The sequence below is a fragment of the Xanthomonas arboricola pv. juglandis genome, assembly GCF_905367715.1.
Classification (GTDB): domain Bacteria; phylum Pseudomonadota; class Gammaproteobacteria; order Xanthomonadales; family Xanthomonadaceae; genus Xanthomonas; species Xanthomonas arboricola.
On sequence record NZ_HG999362.1, the window covers coordinates 3,313,023 to 3,327,098 of the forward strand.

11 protein-coding genes are annotated in these 14,076 nt (G+C 66.1%); 2 read left to right on the top strand and 9 right to left on the bottom strand.

Annotated elements, in window-relative coordinates; translation table 11 throughout:
* Position 1: 1 nt before the first annotated feature.
* The 3 genes from KHN93_RS14450 to KHN93_RS14460 all read right to left on the bottom strand — a co-directional run bounded on the left by KHN93_RS14450 (position 2) and on the right by KHN93_RS14460 (position 3,159).
* Positions 2–952 carry an FAD binding domain-containing protein gene (locus KHN93_RS14450; protein ID WP_104559367.1) on the bottom strand — a complete coding sequence of 317 codons (951 nt, stop codon included), beginning with the start codon at positions 950–952 and terminating at the stop codon, positions 2–4.
* Entirely contained in the window at positions 949–1,599 is a 651-nt protein-coding gene (gene paoA, locus KHN93_RS14455) for an aldehyde dehydrogenase iron-sulfur subunit PaoA (protein WP_047126891.1), read from the bottom strand. The genes KHN93_RS14450 and paoA overlap by 4 nt, the downstream gene beginning before the upstream one ends.
* Before the next feature lie 552 nt (positions 1,600–2,151).
* Complete coding sequence (locus tag KHN93_RS14460) at positions 2,152–3,159, bottom strand: zinc-dependent alcohol dehydrogenase family protein (RefSeq protein WP_211920504.1); 1,008 nt, start codon at positions 3,157–3,159, stop codon at positions 2,152–2,154.
* Between the two features lie 272 nt (positions 3,160–3,431).
* Here KHN93_RS14460 and KHN93_RS14465 point away from each other — a divergent pair, with 272 nt between their 5' ends.
* Positions 3,432–4,937: a sensor domain-containing diguanylate cyclase gene (locus tag KHN93_RS14465; RefSeq protein WP_211920506.1), complete on the top strand. Its 1,506-nt coding sequence runs from the start codon at positions 3,432–3,434 to the stop codon at positions 4,935–4,937.
* A 297-nt stretch (positions 4,938–5,234) separates the two neighbouring features.
* On the opposite strand, the gene KHN93_RS14470 is transcribed toward KHN93_RS14465, so the two are convergent.
* Positions 5,235–5,756, bottom strand: a complete 522-nt coding sequence (locus KHN93_RS14470) for a single-stranded DNA-binding protein (protein ID WP_024939378.1) — start codon at positions 5,754–5,756, stop codon at positions 5,235–5,237.
* 273 nt (positions 5,757–6,029) lie between these two features.
* Between KHN93_RS14470 and KHN93_RS14475 the strand changes: the two genes are divergently transcribed.
* Positions 6,030–7,028, top strand: a complete 999-nt coding sequence (locus KHN93_RS14475; RefSeq protein WP_024939379.1) for a polyprenyl synthetase family protein — start codon at positions 6,030–6,032, stop codon at positions 7,026–7,028.
* Between the two features lie 270 nt (positions 7,029–7,298).
* Here KHN93_RS14475 and KHN93_RS14480 read toward each other — a convergent pair whose 3' ends face one another.
* From KHN93_RS14480 to KHN93_RS14500, 5 genes are all read right to left on the bottom strand, one after another.
* Positions 7,299–8,099, bottom strand: a complete 801-nt coding sequence (locus KHN93_RS14480) for a dienelactone hydrolase family protein (RefSeq protein ID WP_211920508.1) — start codon at positions 8,097–8,099, stop codon at positions 7,299–7,301.
* Between the two features lie 159 nt (positions 8,100–8,258).
* On the bottom strand, positions 8,259–9,668 hold the full coding sequence (gene murD / locus KHN93_RS14485; RefSeq protein ID WP_211920510.1) for a UDP-N-acetylmuramoyl-L-alanine--D-glutamate ligase: 1,410 nt from the start codon (positions 9,666–9,668) through the stop codon (positions 8,259–8,261).
* Positions 9,649–11,004 carry a UDP-N-acetyl-alpha-D-muramoyl-L-alanyl-L-glutamate epimerase gene (murL, locus tag KHN93_RS14490; RefSeq protein ID WP_211920512.1) on the bottom strand — a complete coding sequence of 452 codons (1,356 nt, stop codon included), beginning with the start codon at positions 11,002–11,004 and terminating at the stop codon, positions 9,649–9,651. Before murL ends, murD begins: the two co-directional genes overlap by 20 nt.
* Positions 11,001–11,459, bottom strand: coding sequence for a hypothetical protein (locus KHN93_RS14495; protein ID WP_211920514.1), 459 nt, complete (start codon positions 11,457–11,459; stop codon positions 11,001–11,003). Before KHN93_RS14495 ends, murL begins: the two co-directional genes overlap by 4 nt.
* Positions 11,443–14,052 carry a bifunctional aspartate kinase/diaminopimelate decarboxylase gene (locus tag KHN93_RS14500; RefSeq protein ID WP_211920516.1) on the bottom strand — a complete coding sequence of 870 codons (2,610 nt, stop codon included), beginning with the start codon at positions 14,050–14,052 and terminating at the stop codon, positions 11,443–11,445. The genes KHN93_RS14495 and KHN93_RS14500 overlap by 17 nt, the downstream gene beginning before the upstream one ends.
* Positions 14,053–14,076 lie beyond the last annotated feature (24 nt).

Consider the following 14,076-nt stretch of genomic DNA (forward strand, 5'->3'; position numbering starts at 1 on the left):
ATCAGGCCCTCGTGTCGGCCAGGATCGCGGTCAAGGTGCGCTCAACCAGCGGCAGCTTGAAGGCGTTGTGTTCGGTAGGTTGTGCGCCGTCGAGCAGCACGGAGGCAATCGCACGTGCGCCCTGGCGCGACTGTGCTTCGGCCGCCTCGCTGCGCCACGGCTTGTGGGCGACACCGCCGACGCCGACCCGCACGCTGCCGTCGCGTTGCACGACCGCTGCAACCGACACCAGGGCGAATGCGTAGGAGGCACGATCGCGCACCTTGCGGTAGACATGCATGCCGCCGAGCGGTTTGGGCAGGCTCACCGCGGTGATCAGCTCGCCGCGTTCCAGCACGGTTTCCAGGTGCGGCGTCTTGCCGGGTGCACGGTAGAACTCGGACAACGGCACCGCACGCGTCTGTCCATCCGGACGCACCGTTTCGACCACCGCGTCCAGCACGCGCATGGCAATGGCCATGTCGCTGGGATGGGTGGCGATGCACTCATCGCTCACGCCGATCACTGCCAACTGCCGGTTGAAGCCACCGATCGCCGCGCAACCGCTGCCCGGCAGGCGCTTGTTGCATGGCTGATTGGTGTCATAGAAATACGGGCAACGCGTACGTTGCAGCAGATTGCCTGCGGTGGTGGCGCGATTGCGCAACTGCCCCGACGCACCTGCCAGCAATGCGCGCGACAGCACGGCGTAATCGCGACGCACACGGGCATCGGCTGCCAGATCGGTATTACGCACCAGGGCGCCGATGCGCAGGCCACCATCCGGTGTCTCTTCGATGGTGTCCAGGCTCAGCCCGTTGACATCGATCAGGTGCGAGGGTGTCTCGATCTGCAGTTTCATTAGATCGAGCAGGTTTGTTCCGCCGGCGATGAACTTGGCACCCGGCTGGCGTGCCGCCTTGGCCGCAGCGTCGGCGGGTGAGGTCGCACGCTCATAGCTAAACGCCTTCATGCGCGCTCTCCCGCAACATCATTGATCGCGTCGACGATGTTGGAATACGCACCGCAGCGGCAGATGTTGCCGCTCATGCGCTCCTGCAATTCCGGCGTGGTGAGCTTGGTCTTGGCAGTCAGATCGTCGGTGACATGGCTGGGAATGCCGCGCTTGACTTCGTCCAGCACCGCTACCGCCGAACAGATCTGCCCGGGCGTGCAATAGCCGCACTGGTATCCATCGTGTTTGACGAAGGCCGCCTGCATCGGATGCAGCTTGTCCGGCGTGCCCAGGCCTTCGATGGTGGTGATCTTGCCGCCCTGATGCATCACCGCCAGCGACAGGCAGGAATTCATCCGCTGCCCATCGACGATCACTGTGCAGGCACCGCATTGGCCATGGTCGCAGCCTTTCTTGGTGCCGGTCAGATGCAGATGCTCGCGCAGGGCATCCAGCAAGGTGGTGCGATTGTCCAGGGTCAGCGTCACCGGCTTGCCGTTGACTTCGAATGCGACCTGGCTCGATGCGTTGGCAGGCTCGACTGCCTGCCGCTGCGACATCGCATTGGCTGCAGTGGCGGCCATCGACTGGGTTGCGGCAACGCTGGCTGCCGACGCCGTGCCAGCGATCAGTACCTCGCGACGGGTCATCTTGATATCTCTCATGGCTGGCATCTCCAACAATGCTGGCTTATACAGTTCTTAAATAATGTGCAGCGCGGCCGGTCACAATCGCGTGAGCATGCGGCGAGTGTGTGCGGGCGCGAATCGGCGGTATGGCCCGATTCTAGAGGCGCTGCAGGCGGGCATTGACGGCATGGACTGCATGCGCCTATGAAACGCGCTCATCATTGCTGGAATGGGTTGCGTACTCGCTGCACAACGATCGTGTGTGCTGCTGGCAGCTCGCGTTTTGCAGCGCGCCTCAGGTTCTTGAAGTGGTTCGAGACCTTTACATGTGCTGACAACGACGATGTCATCTGCGCCAGCGTACTTGCTTCGGTCTCCGCCACGCGATGCTTGTCTTCCGAATCCGGATGCGCTGTATCGAGAACATCCGGATGCGAACGACAACTCTTGAGCGGCCGCCAGCGCGTGGCGATCGCCGTCAGCCGAGTGTGGATAGCGTGGAATTGCAGTGTGTGCGAGTGACACCTGCCGATCCCACGCAGCGGCCGCGCCCGCCTCACGGCAAGCGCGGCACGTTTTCAACTGCTCCTAGAATTCCAGCACGATCTTGCCCAGATGGCCGCCCGCCTGCTGCAGCGCGAAGGCGTCAGCGATATCGTCGAGCGCGAAGGCACGATCGATCACCGGCCGCAGCGGCAAGGCATCTAGTGCACGCACCAGCTGCTGTTGATGCGTGCGGCTGCCGACCACCAGCCCCTGCAGGCGCTGCTGCCGGCCCATCATTTCCGCAGTCGGCACCGGGCCTGCGGCACCGGTCAATACGCCGATCAAAGCGATATGCCCGCCGACCCGCGCAGCGCGGATCGATTGCGCCAACGTGCCCGGCCCACCGACCTCGACCACGTGATCCACGCCACGGCCATTGGTGATCTCCAGCACCTGCGCCGACCACTCGGCATGCTGCCGATAGTTGATGACATGGTCTGCGCCCAGCGCGCGCGCCTTGGCCAGTTTTTCGTCGGACGACGATGTCGCGATGACGGTGGCACCCATCGCCTTGGCGAACTGCAATGCAAAGATCGATACACCGCCGGTGCCGAGCACCAGCACGCTATCGCCGGCCTTGAGTCCGCCGTTGACCACTAGGGCGCGCCATGCGGTAACGCCGGCCGTGGTCAGGGTCGCCGCTTCGGCATGGCTGTAGCCGGCCGGGGCATGGGTGAACGCATGGGCGGCGGCCACCACCGCAGAGCGTGCATAGCCATCGACGCCATCGCCGGGTGTGGTGGCAAAGCCGGCATGCAGCGGCTCGCCGTCCAGCCACTCGGGGAAGAAGGTGGACACCACATGATCGCCAACGGCGAACTCATCCACCTCAGGCCCAACGGCCTCGACCACGCCGGCACCGTCGGACATGGGGATGCGGCCGTCAGCGGTCGGCATCTGCCCCGACACCACGCCAAGGTCGTGGAAATTCAACGAGCTTGCATACAGCCGCACCCTGATCTGACCGCGTGCCGGCTGCCCGGGGTCGGGCAAGGCAACACCATGTAATGCATTCAGGCCTGCAGGCTGAGCTAAACGAATCGCGCGCATGGGGCGCTCCTTGCTGTGATCGATCTTCGGGATAACACGCCGGGCGTTATCCGCATGCAGTCGAGCTGGCTTTCGGCTCTGTTGTGGGATGGCGATTTCGTCGCAGCATCAAGCGCGTAACGACAGCAGGCTGGACAGCAGCGCAGTCGCACGCCGGGCAAACTGCGGTGCAACGCGTGAGGCATCAATCACAGATCGGCATTGCGCCACATGATGCAAACGATTCCACGCGGCGCCCACAGCTAAGCTGGCACGGCGGTTGCAACGTCCTGATGTCCAGACAGGTAACTCCCGTGACATCACCCGGCAAGCGGCGACGGCAACGAGCACAACGCATCGCATTGCACTTTGTGCTGAGCATTTCGTGCCTGTTGCTGCTTGGTTCGGAATACTGGTCCATCCACGACGAGCGCACGAGTGCGCTGCGTACCGCCGAAGCGCAATCGTTGAACCTCGCCAATTCGCTGGCGCAGCATGCCAGCGACACCCTGACGATCGCCGACGCCGTGCTGTCGGGGCTGGTTTCGCGGGTGGAGCACGACCAGGGCTCGGCCAGCGCGCGACTGGTCATGCATGACTTCCTGGTGCATGAAGCGCGTCGCTCGGACCGGCTGCATGGCATCTTCATCTATGCGGCCGACGGCGACTGGGTGAGTTCGTCACTGGACAGCACGCCCAGGAAGCACAACAACGCCGACCGCGCTTATTTCAAATATCACCGCGACCATCGCGACGCCTTGTCGCTGGTCGGGCCGCCGGTGCAGAGCCGTTCCGATGGCAGTTGGGTGCTCACCTTGAGCCGGCGCCTAAACACCCCCCGCGGCGAATTTGCCGGCGTGGTCCTGGTCACGCTGCAACTGAAGTATTTCCAGAACTACTACAGCACCTTCGAGGTCGGCCCGAACGGCACCATCGGCATGACCAATGACGACGGCATCGTGCTGGTACGCCGGCCCGACAAACCGGGCGTGATCGGCACCTCGATCGCAGGCACCTCGATCTACGTCACCATGCGCGCGCGCAGGCACGGCACGGCCACCTATCGTTCGCCGATCGACGGCGTGGAGCGCATTTCCAGTTTCGCGCCAGCGCAGGCCTATCCATTGACCGTATTGACCGGGGTCGCGGTCGATGATGCATTGGCCAACTGGCGGCAATCCGTGCGCCAGCGGATCGTGATCGCCACACTGGGATGCGCGTTGCTGCTGGGCGTCGGCATCTGGCTGGATCTGCAGTTGCGCCGCATGCATCGCAACGAGGACAAGCTCAGCTCCGAAGCCTGGATCGATGCACTCACCGGCATTGCCAACCGCCGTGCGTTCGACCACCGGCTCTCGCGTGCCTTGCAGCAGGCTGTGCATCGACAGGCACCGCTGTCGGTGCTGATGATCGATGTCGATCATTTCAAGCTCTACAACGACACCTACGGCCACGTTAACGGTGACGCCTGCCTGCGCCTGGTCGCAGGCGCGATTGCCGGTTGCTCACGGCGCAGCGAAGACGTTGCCGCGCGCTACGGCGGCGAAGAGTTCGGCATGATCCTGCCGCAGACAGATGCCGCCGGCGCACTGCGGCTGGCCGACGCAATCCGCAGCGCCGTCGCCGGGCTCGGGCTGATGCACCTGTCCAGCCCGACCAGCGCGCACGTCACCGTCAGCGTCGGCGTAGCGACGTTCGAACCGGGCGAAACGCCACGCACCCCGGATGCCTTCGTGCACGACGCCGACTCGGCCTTGTATCGCGCCAAGCAGAACGGCCGCGACCGGACGTCGGCGTAGCGCAACTGGCAGTAAAAACTGAGCGCAACGCCAGGCGGGCGCGGCCTATGTCCGGAATCGGTGTGTGTCAGGCAGACACACCATGGATGCGCGGCGTTCTCAGCCACCTGACGATTGCGCGCGAGATGCTGTTAGCAACGTTTGGTCGAGATTGGTGAGCGGCGCCGTCGTACTGGCCAGGTCTGCACGTCCAGGGAGCTTCGGAACAGCCCGGCCTGCGTCGATGCAATCAGCAACCCGCAAGCAAAAGGCCCGCGCGATGCGGGCCTTCTGAATGACAAACAGGCTGGCTGCCGATCAGAACGGGATATCGTCGTCGGCAAAATCGTCCATCGGCGGTGCCGACTGCTGCTGGGCTGGCTGCTGACGACGCGGGGCGTAATCCTGACCGCCACCCTGACCACCACCGCCACCGCCTTGCTGCTGGCGCGGCGCCTGGCTGCGCTGCGGGCGATCGCCGCCCATGCCGCCACCGCCGCCTTCGCCACGGCCGCCGAGCATCTGCATCTCATTGGCGACGATGTCGGTGCTGTACTTCTCCACGCCGTCCTGGCCGGTGTACTTGTCGTAGCGCAGTTCGCCTTCGACGTACACCTGCGAGCCCTTGCGCAGGTACTCGCCGGCGATCTCGCCCAACTTGCCGAAGAACACCACGCGGTGCCACTCGGTGCGCTCCTGGTTGTTGCCATCGCGGTCCTTGCGCATGCTGGTGGTGGCCAGACTCACGCGCGTGATCGCCATGCCGGCCTGGGTGTACTTGGTGTCGGGATCGTTGCCGAGGTTGCCGACGAGGATGACTTTGTTGATGCCGCGGGCCATAGATGCTTCCGAGATGGTGCGCCGGCGCCAATGGGCGCGGCGGTGAATGTCTTGGTGCCAATGTTACCGCACCTGCCGGCCACGGTCCCGGCGGATCGCCGCAGCGCCGGGCGGGGAAATGCCGCGCCGGCAGGTCGGAATCCGGGCGCTCGCCGACAGGCCCGACGCTGGTGCCGCAAGGGTTTGCGGCCACGCCGGAGGCCTTTGGACACGGCCAGCGGGACGGATCTGGCCCAGACACCTATAATCGGCGCACATCACGAACGCCTGCGCATGACCATCGCCGAAGACCTCCCCACCGTCCTGGGCCTGCCCCAGATCCAGTCCCTCGCCGCGCCCGACATGGCCGCGGTCGACGCGCTGATCCGCCGCCGTCTGGCCTCGGACGTCGTGCTGATCAACCAGATCGCCGATCACATCATCTCCGCCGGCGGCAAACGCCTGCGTCCGATGCTGGTGATGCTGGCCGGCCACGCCGCTGGCGGCTCCGGCCCGGAGCACCATCAACTGGCGGCGATCATCGAGTTCATCCACACCTCCACCCTGCTGCACGACGACGTGGTGGACGAATCGGACCTGCGCCGCGGGCGCAGCACTGCCAATGCGCTATGGGGCAATGCGCCCAGCGTGCTGGTCGGCGATTTCCTGTATTCGCGCAGCTTCCAGTTGATGGTGGAGCTGGATCGCATGGAAGTCATGCAGATCCTGGCCGATACCACCAACCGCATCGCCGAGGGCGAGGTACTGCAGCTGCTGCACGTGCACAACCCCGACACCGACGAAGCCGCCTACCTGCGCGTGATCGAGCGCAAGACCGCGGTGCTGTTCGCCGCCGGCACGCGCCTGGGCGCGCTGGCCTCGGGCGCGGATGCGCAGGTGCAGCAGCGCCTGTACGACTACGGCATGCAGTTGGGCTTTGCCTTCCAGATTGCCGACGACGTGCTCGACTACGCTGCCGATGCCGCGGACCTGGGCAAGAACCTTGGCGACGACCTGGCCGAAGGCAAGGCGACCCTGCCGCTGATCCACGCCATGGCGCACTCGGATGCGAGCACCCGGGAGCGCCTGCGCCAGATCGTCGAACAAGGCGATGCGAGCGCAATGCCCGAAGTGCTGGCGGCGATTCATGCCACCGGCGGCCTGGATTACAGCCGCCAGCGTGCCGCCGAATATGCTGCCGCCGCCGAACAGGCGCTGGACACGTTGCCGCCCAGCCCCGCAGTTGCCGCATTGCGCGGCCTGGCGCGGTATGCGGTGCAACGCACGCATTGAGCCGGGTGGCGGCAGGTTCGCCTGCCGCGCTCACTGAAGGGGCTGACAGCCGACGGTCACCCTCGCCTTTCCGGCGGAAACGCTGCCGCAACCCATGCCGGGACTGCGGCGCCTTGTCACACGGCCTCTGAACGCATCACACACCGACGCTGCGTGCGCGATCCGATCCATATACGGGATCGGCATCTCGCTCCCGCACCGCGTGTCCGCACGCCACCCGCCACATCCGACGACTGCCAGTGCGGCGGTCAGCCGCCTCTGGCCACCTCGTCAATCGCCAAAGCGTTCGTCAAAGAAATCGCCGAGCATGCGGTAGGCACGTTTCGCCGCACGCGGGTTGTACAGGCAGCCTGGCGGGCTGTTGGCATCGGCTTCGGCAAAGCAATGCACCGCACCGCTGAAATTGACGAACTGCCAGTCCGCGCCGGCCGCATTCATCTCGGTTTCGAAGGCGGCGATGTCCGCCTTGCTCACGCTCTTGTCGTCGGCGCCATTGAGCACCAGCAGCGGCGTCCTGGCCGAACCGGCCGTCGCCGGGCTGGGCGTGGCGATGCCACCGTGCAGGCTGACCACACCGGCCAGCTGCGCACCGGCGCGCACCAGCTCCAGCACCGTGGTGCCGCCGAAGCAGAACCCCACCGCACCGATGCGCGATGCATCCAGCGGCGCCTTGCCGGCCTGCGCCTTGAGTACATCCACCGCCTTCAGCGCGCGGGCGCGCAACGTCGGCGGGTCCTTCTTCAGCGCGCCGGCAAACTGCCCGGCCTCGCTGTCGTTGGCCGGACGCTTGCCCTTGCCGTAGACGTCGGCAACCAGCACCACGTAGTCGTCGCCGGCCAGTTGCTTGGCCTTGGTGACCGCCGAATCGTTGACGCCGCGCCAGTTCGGCACCATCACCAGCCCTGGGCGCTTGGCGGTACCGGCGTCGTCGTAGACCAGCACGCCGCTGAAGGTGTCCTTGCCGACCGTCCATTCCAGCGGTTTGGCCTGCATCGCTGCGGCGGCGGGCAACGCCAGCGACGCCAAGACACCGAACAACCCAACGCCACGCCATCTCCATTGCTTGTGCATGTGCCTGCTCCCGGGAAGGTCCGGCGAGTGTAGGCGCTGCCGCCGTGCACACCGGGTCAGCGTGGACGCCGACGGACCGATCGCGTCGACGTTCTGCCACGGCCGTCGAAAAACCCCGTGGCGGATGGCGCCGTCGCTCCGCGTGCGCGCAACGCAGCGCTACTGCACGCCCAAGCCGGGAATCGCGCTGATCGCCGCCGGATCGAACCCGGCCAGCTGGGCGAAATGGCGGCCGCGCGCAACGTAATCGCTATAGGCGCCGAAGCTGGGCGCACCCGGCGACAGCAGCACCACACCGCCCTGCTCGCCCAGCGCCTGGCGCGCCAGCCGCATCGCGTGTTCCAGGTCGGCGGCGGCATGCAGGCCGAAACGACCGCTCGCGGCCAGCGGAGCCAGCAACGCATGGATCCGCGGCCCGTTCGCACCCATGGTGACGATTTCCAGCGGCGCCTGCTGCGCCATCTGCGCGGCAAAATCCTGCCAGTCCAGCCCGCGATCGTGGCCACCGACCAGCAAGGCCACGCGGCGTTGCGCAAAGCAGGCCAGCGCCGCCAGTGAGGCATGCGGGGTGGTGCTGATGGAGTCGTTGACGTAGCTGATGCCGTCCACGCTGCCGAGCAGCTGCAGGCGGTTCGGCAACGGGCGGAAGCTCGCTGCGGCCGGCGCCAGCGCCGCCGCGTCCAGCCCCAGGGCTTCCAGCGCTGCCAGCACCGCGCACAGGTTCCGCCGATTGTGTTCGCCGGGCAGCGGCACGTTGGCGGTGTCGAACACCGGCTGCTCGCCGCGATACACCACATCGCCGCGCAGATGCCAGCCATCGGGATGGTTAAACCAGCGCACCTCGCTGTCGGGCAACTGCAGTTGGGTCAGATGCGGATCGGCAGCATTGAGCAAGGCAATGCGCGGGCGGCCTTCGGTGACCAGCGCCAGTTTGTCGCGCACGTAGCGCGCCTCGTCGCCATGCCAGTCCAGATGCTCGGGAAACAGGTTCAGCACCAGCGCCAATTCCGGACGCGCGCCGCTGCGCCCCACTTCGCCGGTCTGATAGCTGGACAACTCGATCGCCCAATAGCCCGGCGGCGGTTGCGGCGCCAGCACTTCCAGCAAGGGTTGGCCGATATTGCCGACCAGGGCGGTGCGATGGCCGGCCGCGCGCAGCAGATGCGCCAGCAGCGCGGTGGTGGTGCTCTTGCCCTTGGTGCCGGTGACGCAGATGGCGCCAGGCACATAGCCGTCAGGCTGCGCATGCTCGGCAAACCACAACGCGGTGCCGCCGATGAATTGCGTGCCGTGCTCGGTTGCGGCGGTGTGCGCCTCGGGGCGATACGGGCTGATGCCGGGCGATTTCACCACCACCTCGAACCGGCCCAGCGCCTGCGCGCTGGCGTCGGTTTCCACGTGCAACGCAGCATCGGCCAGCGTCTCGAGCTCGCGCGCTTCGTCGGCGTTGCAGAACACCGTCAGCGTTTGCGTCGGCAACGCGGCGCGCAGTGCGCGATACGCGGCGCGTCCTTCGCGCCCCCAGCCCCATAACGCAACCGCCTTGCCCTCAAGCTGCGAAATTCGCACGCACGCGCTCCCACAGCGCCGACGGAATCCGGTGCTCGCCGTCGATGGCCAGCAACGGCTCCAGCTGCAGCGCCTGCTGGTCCAGCTGTGGCTGGATCTCGCGGATGAAACGCAGCACCAGCGCGTCCTCCTTCCATTCGGCACGGCTGGCCAGCACCGCCATTGCCGCGCGCGATTCGCGCCCTTCACCGACGCATTCGAACGGCTTGTGGTCCTGGAATTCCAGCAGCGCATCGTAGCCGCCGGCCTGGGTTGCATCGTCGAGCAGATTGCGCCCGAAGATCTTGACCAGCCGCGTCTTGGGCATGAAGGGTGCCAATGCCAGGAACACGAAATGGCACTTCGGGCAGACCCCGCACCAGCGATGCACCGGGCGCTCGCCCATGATGTGGAAGTTGCGGTTGCAGCTGGAAAAATGCGCGTCGTAGTGATCGGTCTTGGCGAACTGGCGCGCCACCGCCAGCTCCGACAACGGCCGCAGCAACGAGTAGTACCGCAGGTCGGCCGCCACGTGCCGCTGCACGTAATCGCCGAACGCCTGCTCGAACGCCCAGCCCTTGGACCACTGGTGATTGACCTCGCCGGTGCCGGGAATCTGGCTGCCGTAACTGGCCGAACGCTCGTTGGAAAACACCACCTGGTCCACGCCATTGAACAAGGCCGACAACACCAGGATGGCCGAGTTCACCGCAGTGACCGGGATATGCCCGTTCCAGGCGCCCTGGCGATTGAGCTCGAACAATTCCGGCGCCAGCACGCGGCCGATATTGAGCACCGGCAGACCGGTGCGCTCGGCGCAGGCCCGGATCAGCTGCGAGCCGCCGATCCAGCTGACGGTCTGGTCGATGCCGGCATGCCGCAGCGCTTCGATGCTGACCAGCGAATCCTTGCCGCCACCGATCGCAACCAGGGCGTGCTCGCGCAAGCCCAACGCCGGCGCATCGCCGGCAGCCGGTGCAGCCACCGGCAAGTGGATCTTGCCGTGCAGGTTCAAGCCATTGCGATAGGCGAACTCGCCCAGGCCGTGCAGGTAGACGCTTTCCACCAGCGCAGCGGTATCGGCATCGATGCTGTAGCTGTCGATGGCAATGGTCGGCGGCACTGCGGCCTTGTAGTAACTCACGCCCGCGATGAGGTGCAGCAACTGCAAGGCCTGCTGCACGGCGGCGGCACGCGTGCCGTCCAGCACGAATGGCGCGCCGGGCACGGCAACGGTTTCCACAAGTTCCGGCCCCTGATCGAAGGCATACACCAGCGTCGCCACGCCGGTCTGCGCGTCGAGTGCGCAACGCACGAAACGGAAGGTGGAAATCTGGTGTTTGTCGAAAGCGCTCATGGACTACCTGCAGGAACACGTACGCGACGCAGATAACGCCGGCACAGGACATATTCAATCATGGAAAACGGCACCGCAGCCCACAGCAGCGGCAGGCAACCGAACAGCACCGCCAGCAACAGCACATCCGGACGTGCAGCCGCTGCATCGCCGGACACCGCGAAGGCGATGGCGACATACAGCGCCACCACCGGCACATAACTCAGCGCGCTCAACAGCACCGTGCGCACCGCCATCCCGCCACTGCGACGCGTGGGACCGCGCGCATCGCGCCGACGTTGCCAACGCCCAGCCAACCATGCGCCGATACCGGCGGCGACCAGCGCGGGCAGCGCCCATTTGAAGGTGTCGCTCCACGGCATGCCCAAACTCAGTTGCTGCAGCGCGGTGGCGAACACGATCGCAGCGCCACCGGCCAGCGTACTGAGTGCAATGAACTCAGCCTGCGGGCGCATCGATCACCTCTTCGCGCGGCAATTCGCGCTGGTTGTAAGTGCTGGCCATCGAGTAACCGTAGGCACCGGCATCGGCCAGCAGCATCACATCACCCGGCGCGGTGGCGGCAGGCAGACGACGGCGCTTGCCGAACACATCGGAGGATTCGCAGATCGGCCCGACGATATCGAAGCTGCCATCGGCCGGCGTGTCGAGCTGGCTGAGGTTTTCGATGTCGTGCCAGGCGTCGTACAGCGCGGGGCGGATCAGCGTGTTCATGCCTGCATCCAGGCCCACGCGCTGCACGCCGTCCTTCTCGATCACCTGGGTCACCTGCGCCAGCAGCACGCCGGCTTCGGCCACCAGGTAACGGCCCGGCTCGATCGCCAGCCGGTAGCCCGGATGCACCGCCTTGACCTCGGCCAGGCCCTTGGCCCACAGCTCCAGATCGAACGGTTCGTCTTCGGCGCTGTACGGAATCGGCAGGCCGCCACCGATATCGATGGTCTCCACCGTGCCGATGCGGCGCGCGAAGCCGGCCAGTTCGTCGTACATCATCCGCCAGTGTTCGCCGGTCTCCACGCCACTGCCCAGGTGCGCATGCACGCCGGTGATGGTGACCTCCAGCGTGCGCGCCACTTCCACGAACTCATCCACGCGCGTGGACGACAAGCCGAACTTGGACGCCTTGCCGCCGGTGTTGACCTTCTCGTGATGGCCGTCGCCGTGCCCCAGGTCGATGCGCAGCCACACGTTGCGGCCACGGAACACCTCCGGCCAGCGCCGCAATGCTTCGACGTTGTCCACAGTGACGGTCACGCCCAGCGCAAATCCGGCTTCGTATTCGGCCTTGGGCGCGAAACTCGGGGTGAACAGCACGCGTCGCGGCGACAGCTCGGGCAAGGTATCGAACACGCGGCGCAGCTCGCCGTGCGAAACGCATTCCAGCCCGAACCCGGCCTGTTCCAGCGCCATCAGGATCGCCGGATGCGCATTGGCCTTGATCGCGTAATAGCGTTGATCCACTGCCGCGATCTGCGCCAGCGCCTGCGCCCGCGCACGCACCGTGGGCAGGTGATAGACGTAACGCGGCGTGCCGGCCTTGGACAGTGTCAGCAGGTGCGCGCGCTCGGCGTGCCACCACGGCGTGGGCCGCGGGCGCACCGAGCCGATGATCTCGCGCCAGCGCGGCCCGAACACCTCGCCTTCGCTCACCGGCATCGCGCCACTGTCGATCAATTCCGCATGCAGGATCGGCAGCAGGCCATCGGCATCGGCTTCGTCGATGACGAAGGTCAGATTCAGGTCGTTGGACGACTGCGAGATCATGTGCACGCGCTCCTGCCCGAACGTGGCCCACACGTCGGAGAGCTTGTGCAGCAGCGAGCGCATGCCGCGCCCGACCAGGGTGATCGCCGCGCACGGCACGATGATCTTGACCTTGCAGATCTGCGACAGATCGGCCGACAACGCCGCCAGCACATCGGTGTTGACCAGGTTCTCGGACGGGTCCAGCGACACGGTGACATTGGTCTCGGCCGAACCGATCAGGTCCACCGACAGGCCATGTTTCTTGAACAGCGTAAACACATCGGCCAGGAAGCCCACCTGCTGCCACATGCCGATGCCTTCCATCGACACCAGCACGATGCCGTTGCGCCGGCTGATCGCCTTGACGCCCGGCACCGGCTCGGCATTACCGTCGATGCTGGTGCCCGGCAGATCGGGGCGCTCGGTATCCAGGATCGCCATCGGCACGCCGGAATCGCGGCATGGCTTGATCGACCGCGGATGCAGCACCTTGGCACCGGTGGTGGCGATTTCCTGCGCCTCGTAATAGTCCAGGCGGGTCAGCAGCCGCGCGTCCGGCACGTCCTTGGGGTTGGCGCTGAACATGCCGGGCACATCGGTCCAGATTTCCACCCGGCTGGCGCCGAGCAGCGCACCGAAATACGCCGCCGAGGTATCCGAACCGCCACGCCCCAGGATCGCGGTGCCGCCATCGGCGTGCCGCGAAATGAAGCCCTGGGTGATCAACAGGTGCGTGGGCTGCGCATCGAAACGCGTGCGCCAGTCGGCGTCGGACTGCCACTGGCAGGACACCGACAGGCGCTTGGACCATTCGCTCTGATTGGGCTGCGGCGGCAGCGCCGACAGCCACTGGCGCGCATCCAGCCAGCCCATGTCCAGGCCGCTGGCGTGCAGATACGCCGCACCGATGGTGGAAGACAGCAACTCGCCCTGCCCCAGCACCTCGGCCTGCCAGTCCAGCGTGCGCGTTGCCGCGCGCGCATCGCCGATCAATGCATGCAGCGCGGCAAGACGCTCGCCCAGCACTGCATCGGCATCCAGTTCCAGCTCGGCCAGGAACTCGCGATGGCGCTGCTCCAGCGCCGCCACGCGCTGCGCGCTGTCGGCGGCGCCATCGGCAATCGCGGTGAGTTCGTTGGTCACGCCCGACAGCGCGGACACCACCACCAGCACGCGGCCGCCGGTCTCGTTGGCCCGTTTGCTCGCCAGTTTTCCAATCGTGTCCCAGCGATGACGACGCGACACCGAGGTGCCGCCGAACTTGAGGACGATCCAACGATCGGTAGAGTGGGGAGCTGACATGGAGATAGGCGTTTAGGATGAGGG

Excerpts from the sequence above, each read along its gene's own strand:
- KHN93_RS14450 (WP_104559367.1), bottom strand. The coding sequence starts at position 952 with ATGAAGGCGTTTAGCTATGAGCGTGCGACCTCACCCGCCGACGCTGCG.
- paoA (WP_047126891.1), bottom strand. The coding sequence starts at position 1,599 with ATGAGAGATATCAAGATGACCCGTCGCGAGGTACTGATCGCTGGCACG.
- KHN93_RS14460 (WP_211920504.1), bottom strand. The coding sequence starts at position 3,159 with ATGCGCGCGATTCGTTTAGCTCAGCCTGCAGGCCTGAATGCATTACAT.
- KHN93_RS14465 (WP_211920506.1), top strand. The coding sequence starts at position 3,432 with ATGTCCAGACAGGTAACTCCCGTGACATCACCCGGCAAGCGGCGACGG.
- KHN93_RS14470 (WP_024939378.1), bottom strand. The coding sequence starts at position 5,756 with ATGGCCCGCGGCATCAACAAAGTCATCCTCGTCGGCAACCTCGGCAAC.
- KHN93_RS14475 (WP_024939379.1), top strand. The coding sequence starts at position 6,030 with ATGACCATCGCCGAAGACCTCCCCACCGTCCTGGGCCTGCCCCAGATC.
- KHN93_RS14480 (WP_211920508.1), bottom strand. The coding sequence starts at position 8,099 with ATGCACAAGCAATGGAGATGGCGTGGCGTTGGGTTGTTCGGTGTCTTG.
- murL (WP_211920512.1), bottom strand. The coding sequence starts at position 11,004 with ATGAGCGCTTTCGACAAACACCAGATTTCCACCTTCCGTTTCGTGCGT.
- KHN93_RS14495 (WP_211920514.1), bottom strand. The coding sequence starts at position 11,459 with ATGCGCCCGCAGGCTGAGTTCATTGCACTCAGTACGCTGGCCGGTGGC.
- KHN93_RS14500 (WP_211920516.1), bottom strand. The coding sequence starts at position 14,052 with ATGTCAGCTCCCCACTCTACCGATCGTTGGATCGTCCTCAAGTTCGGC.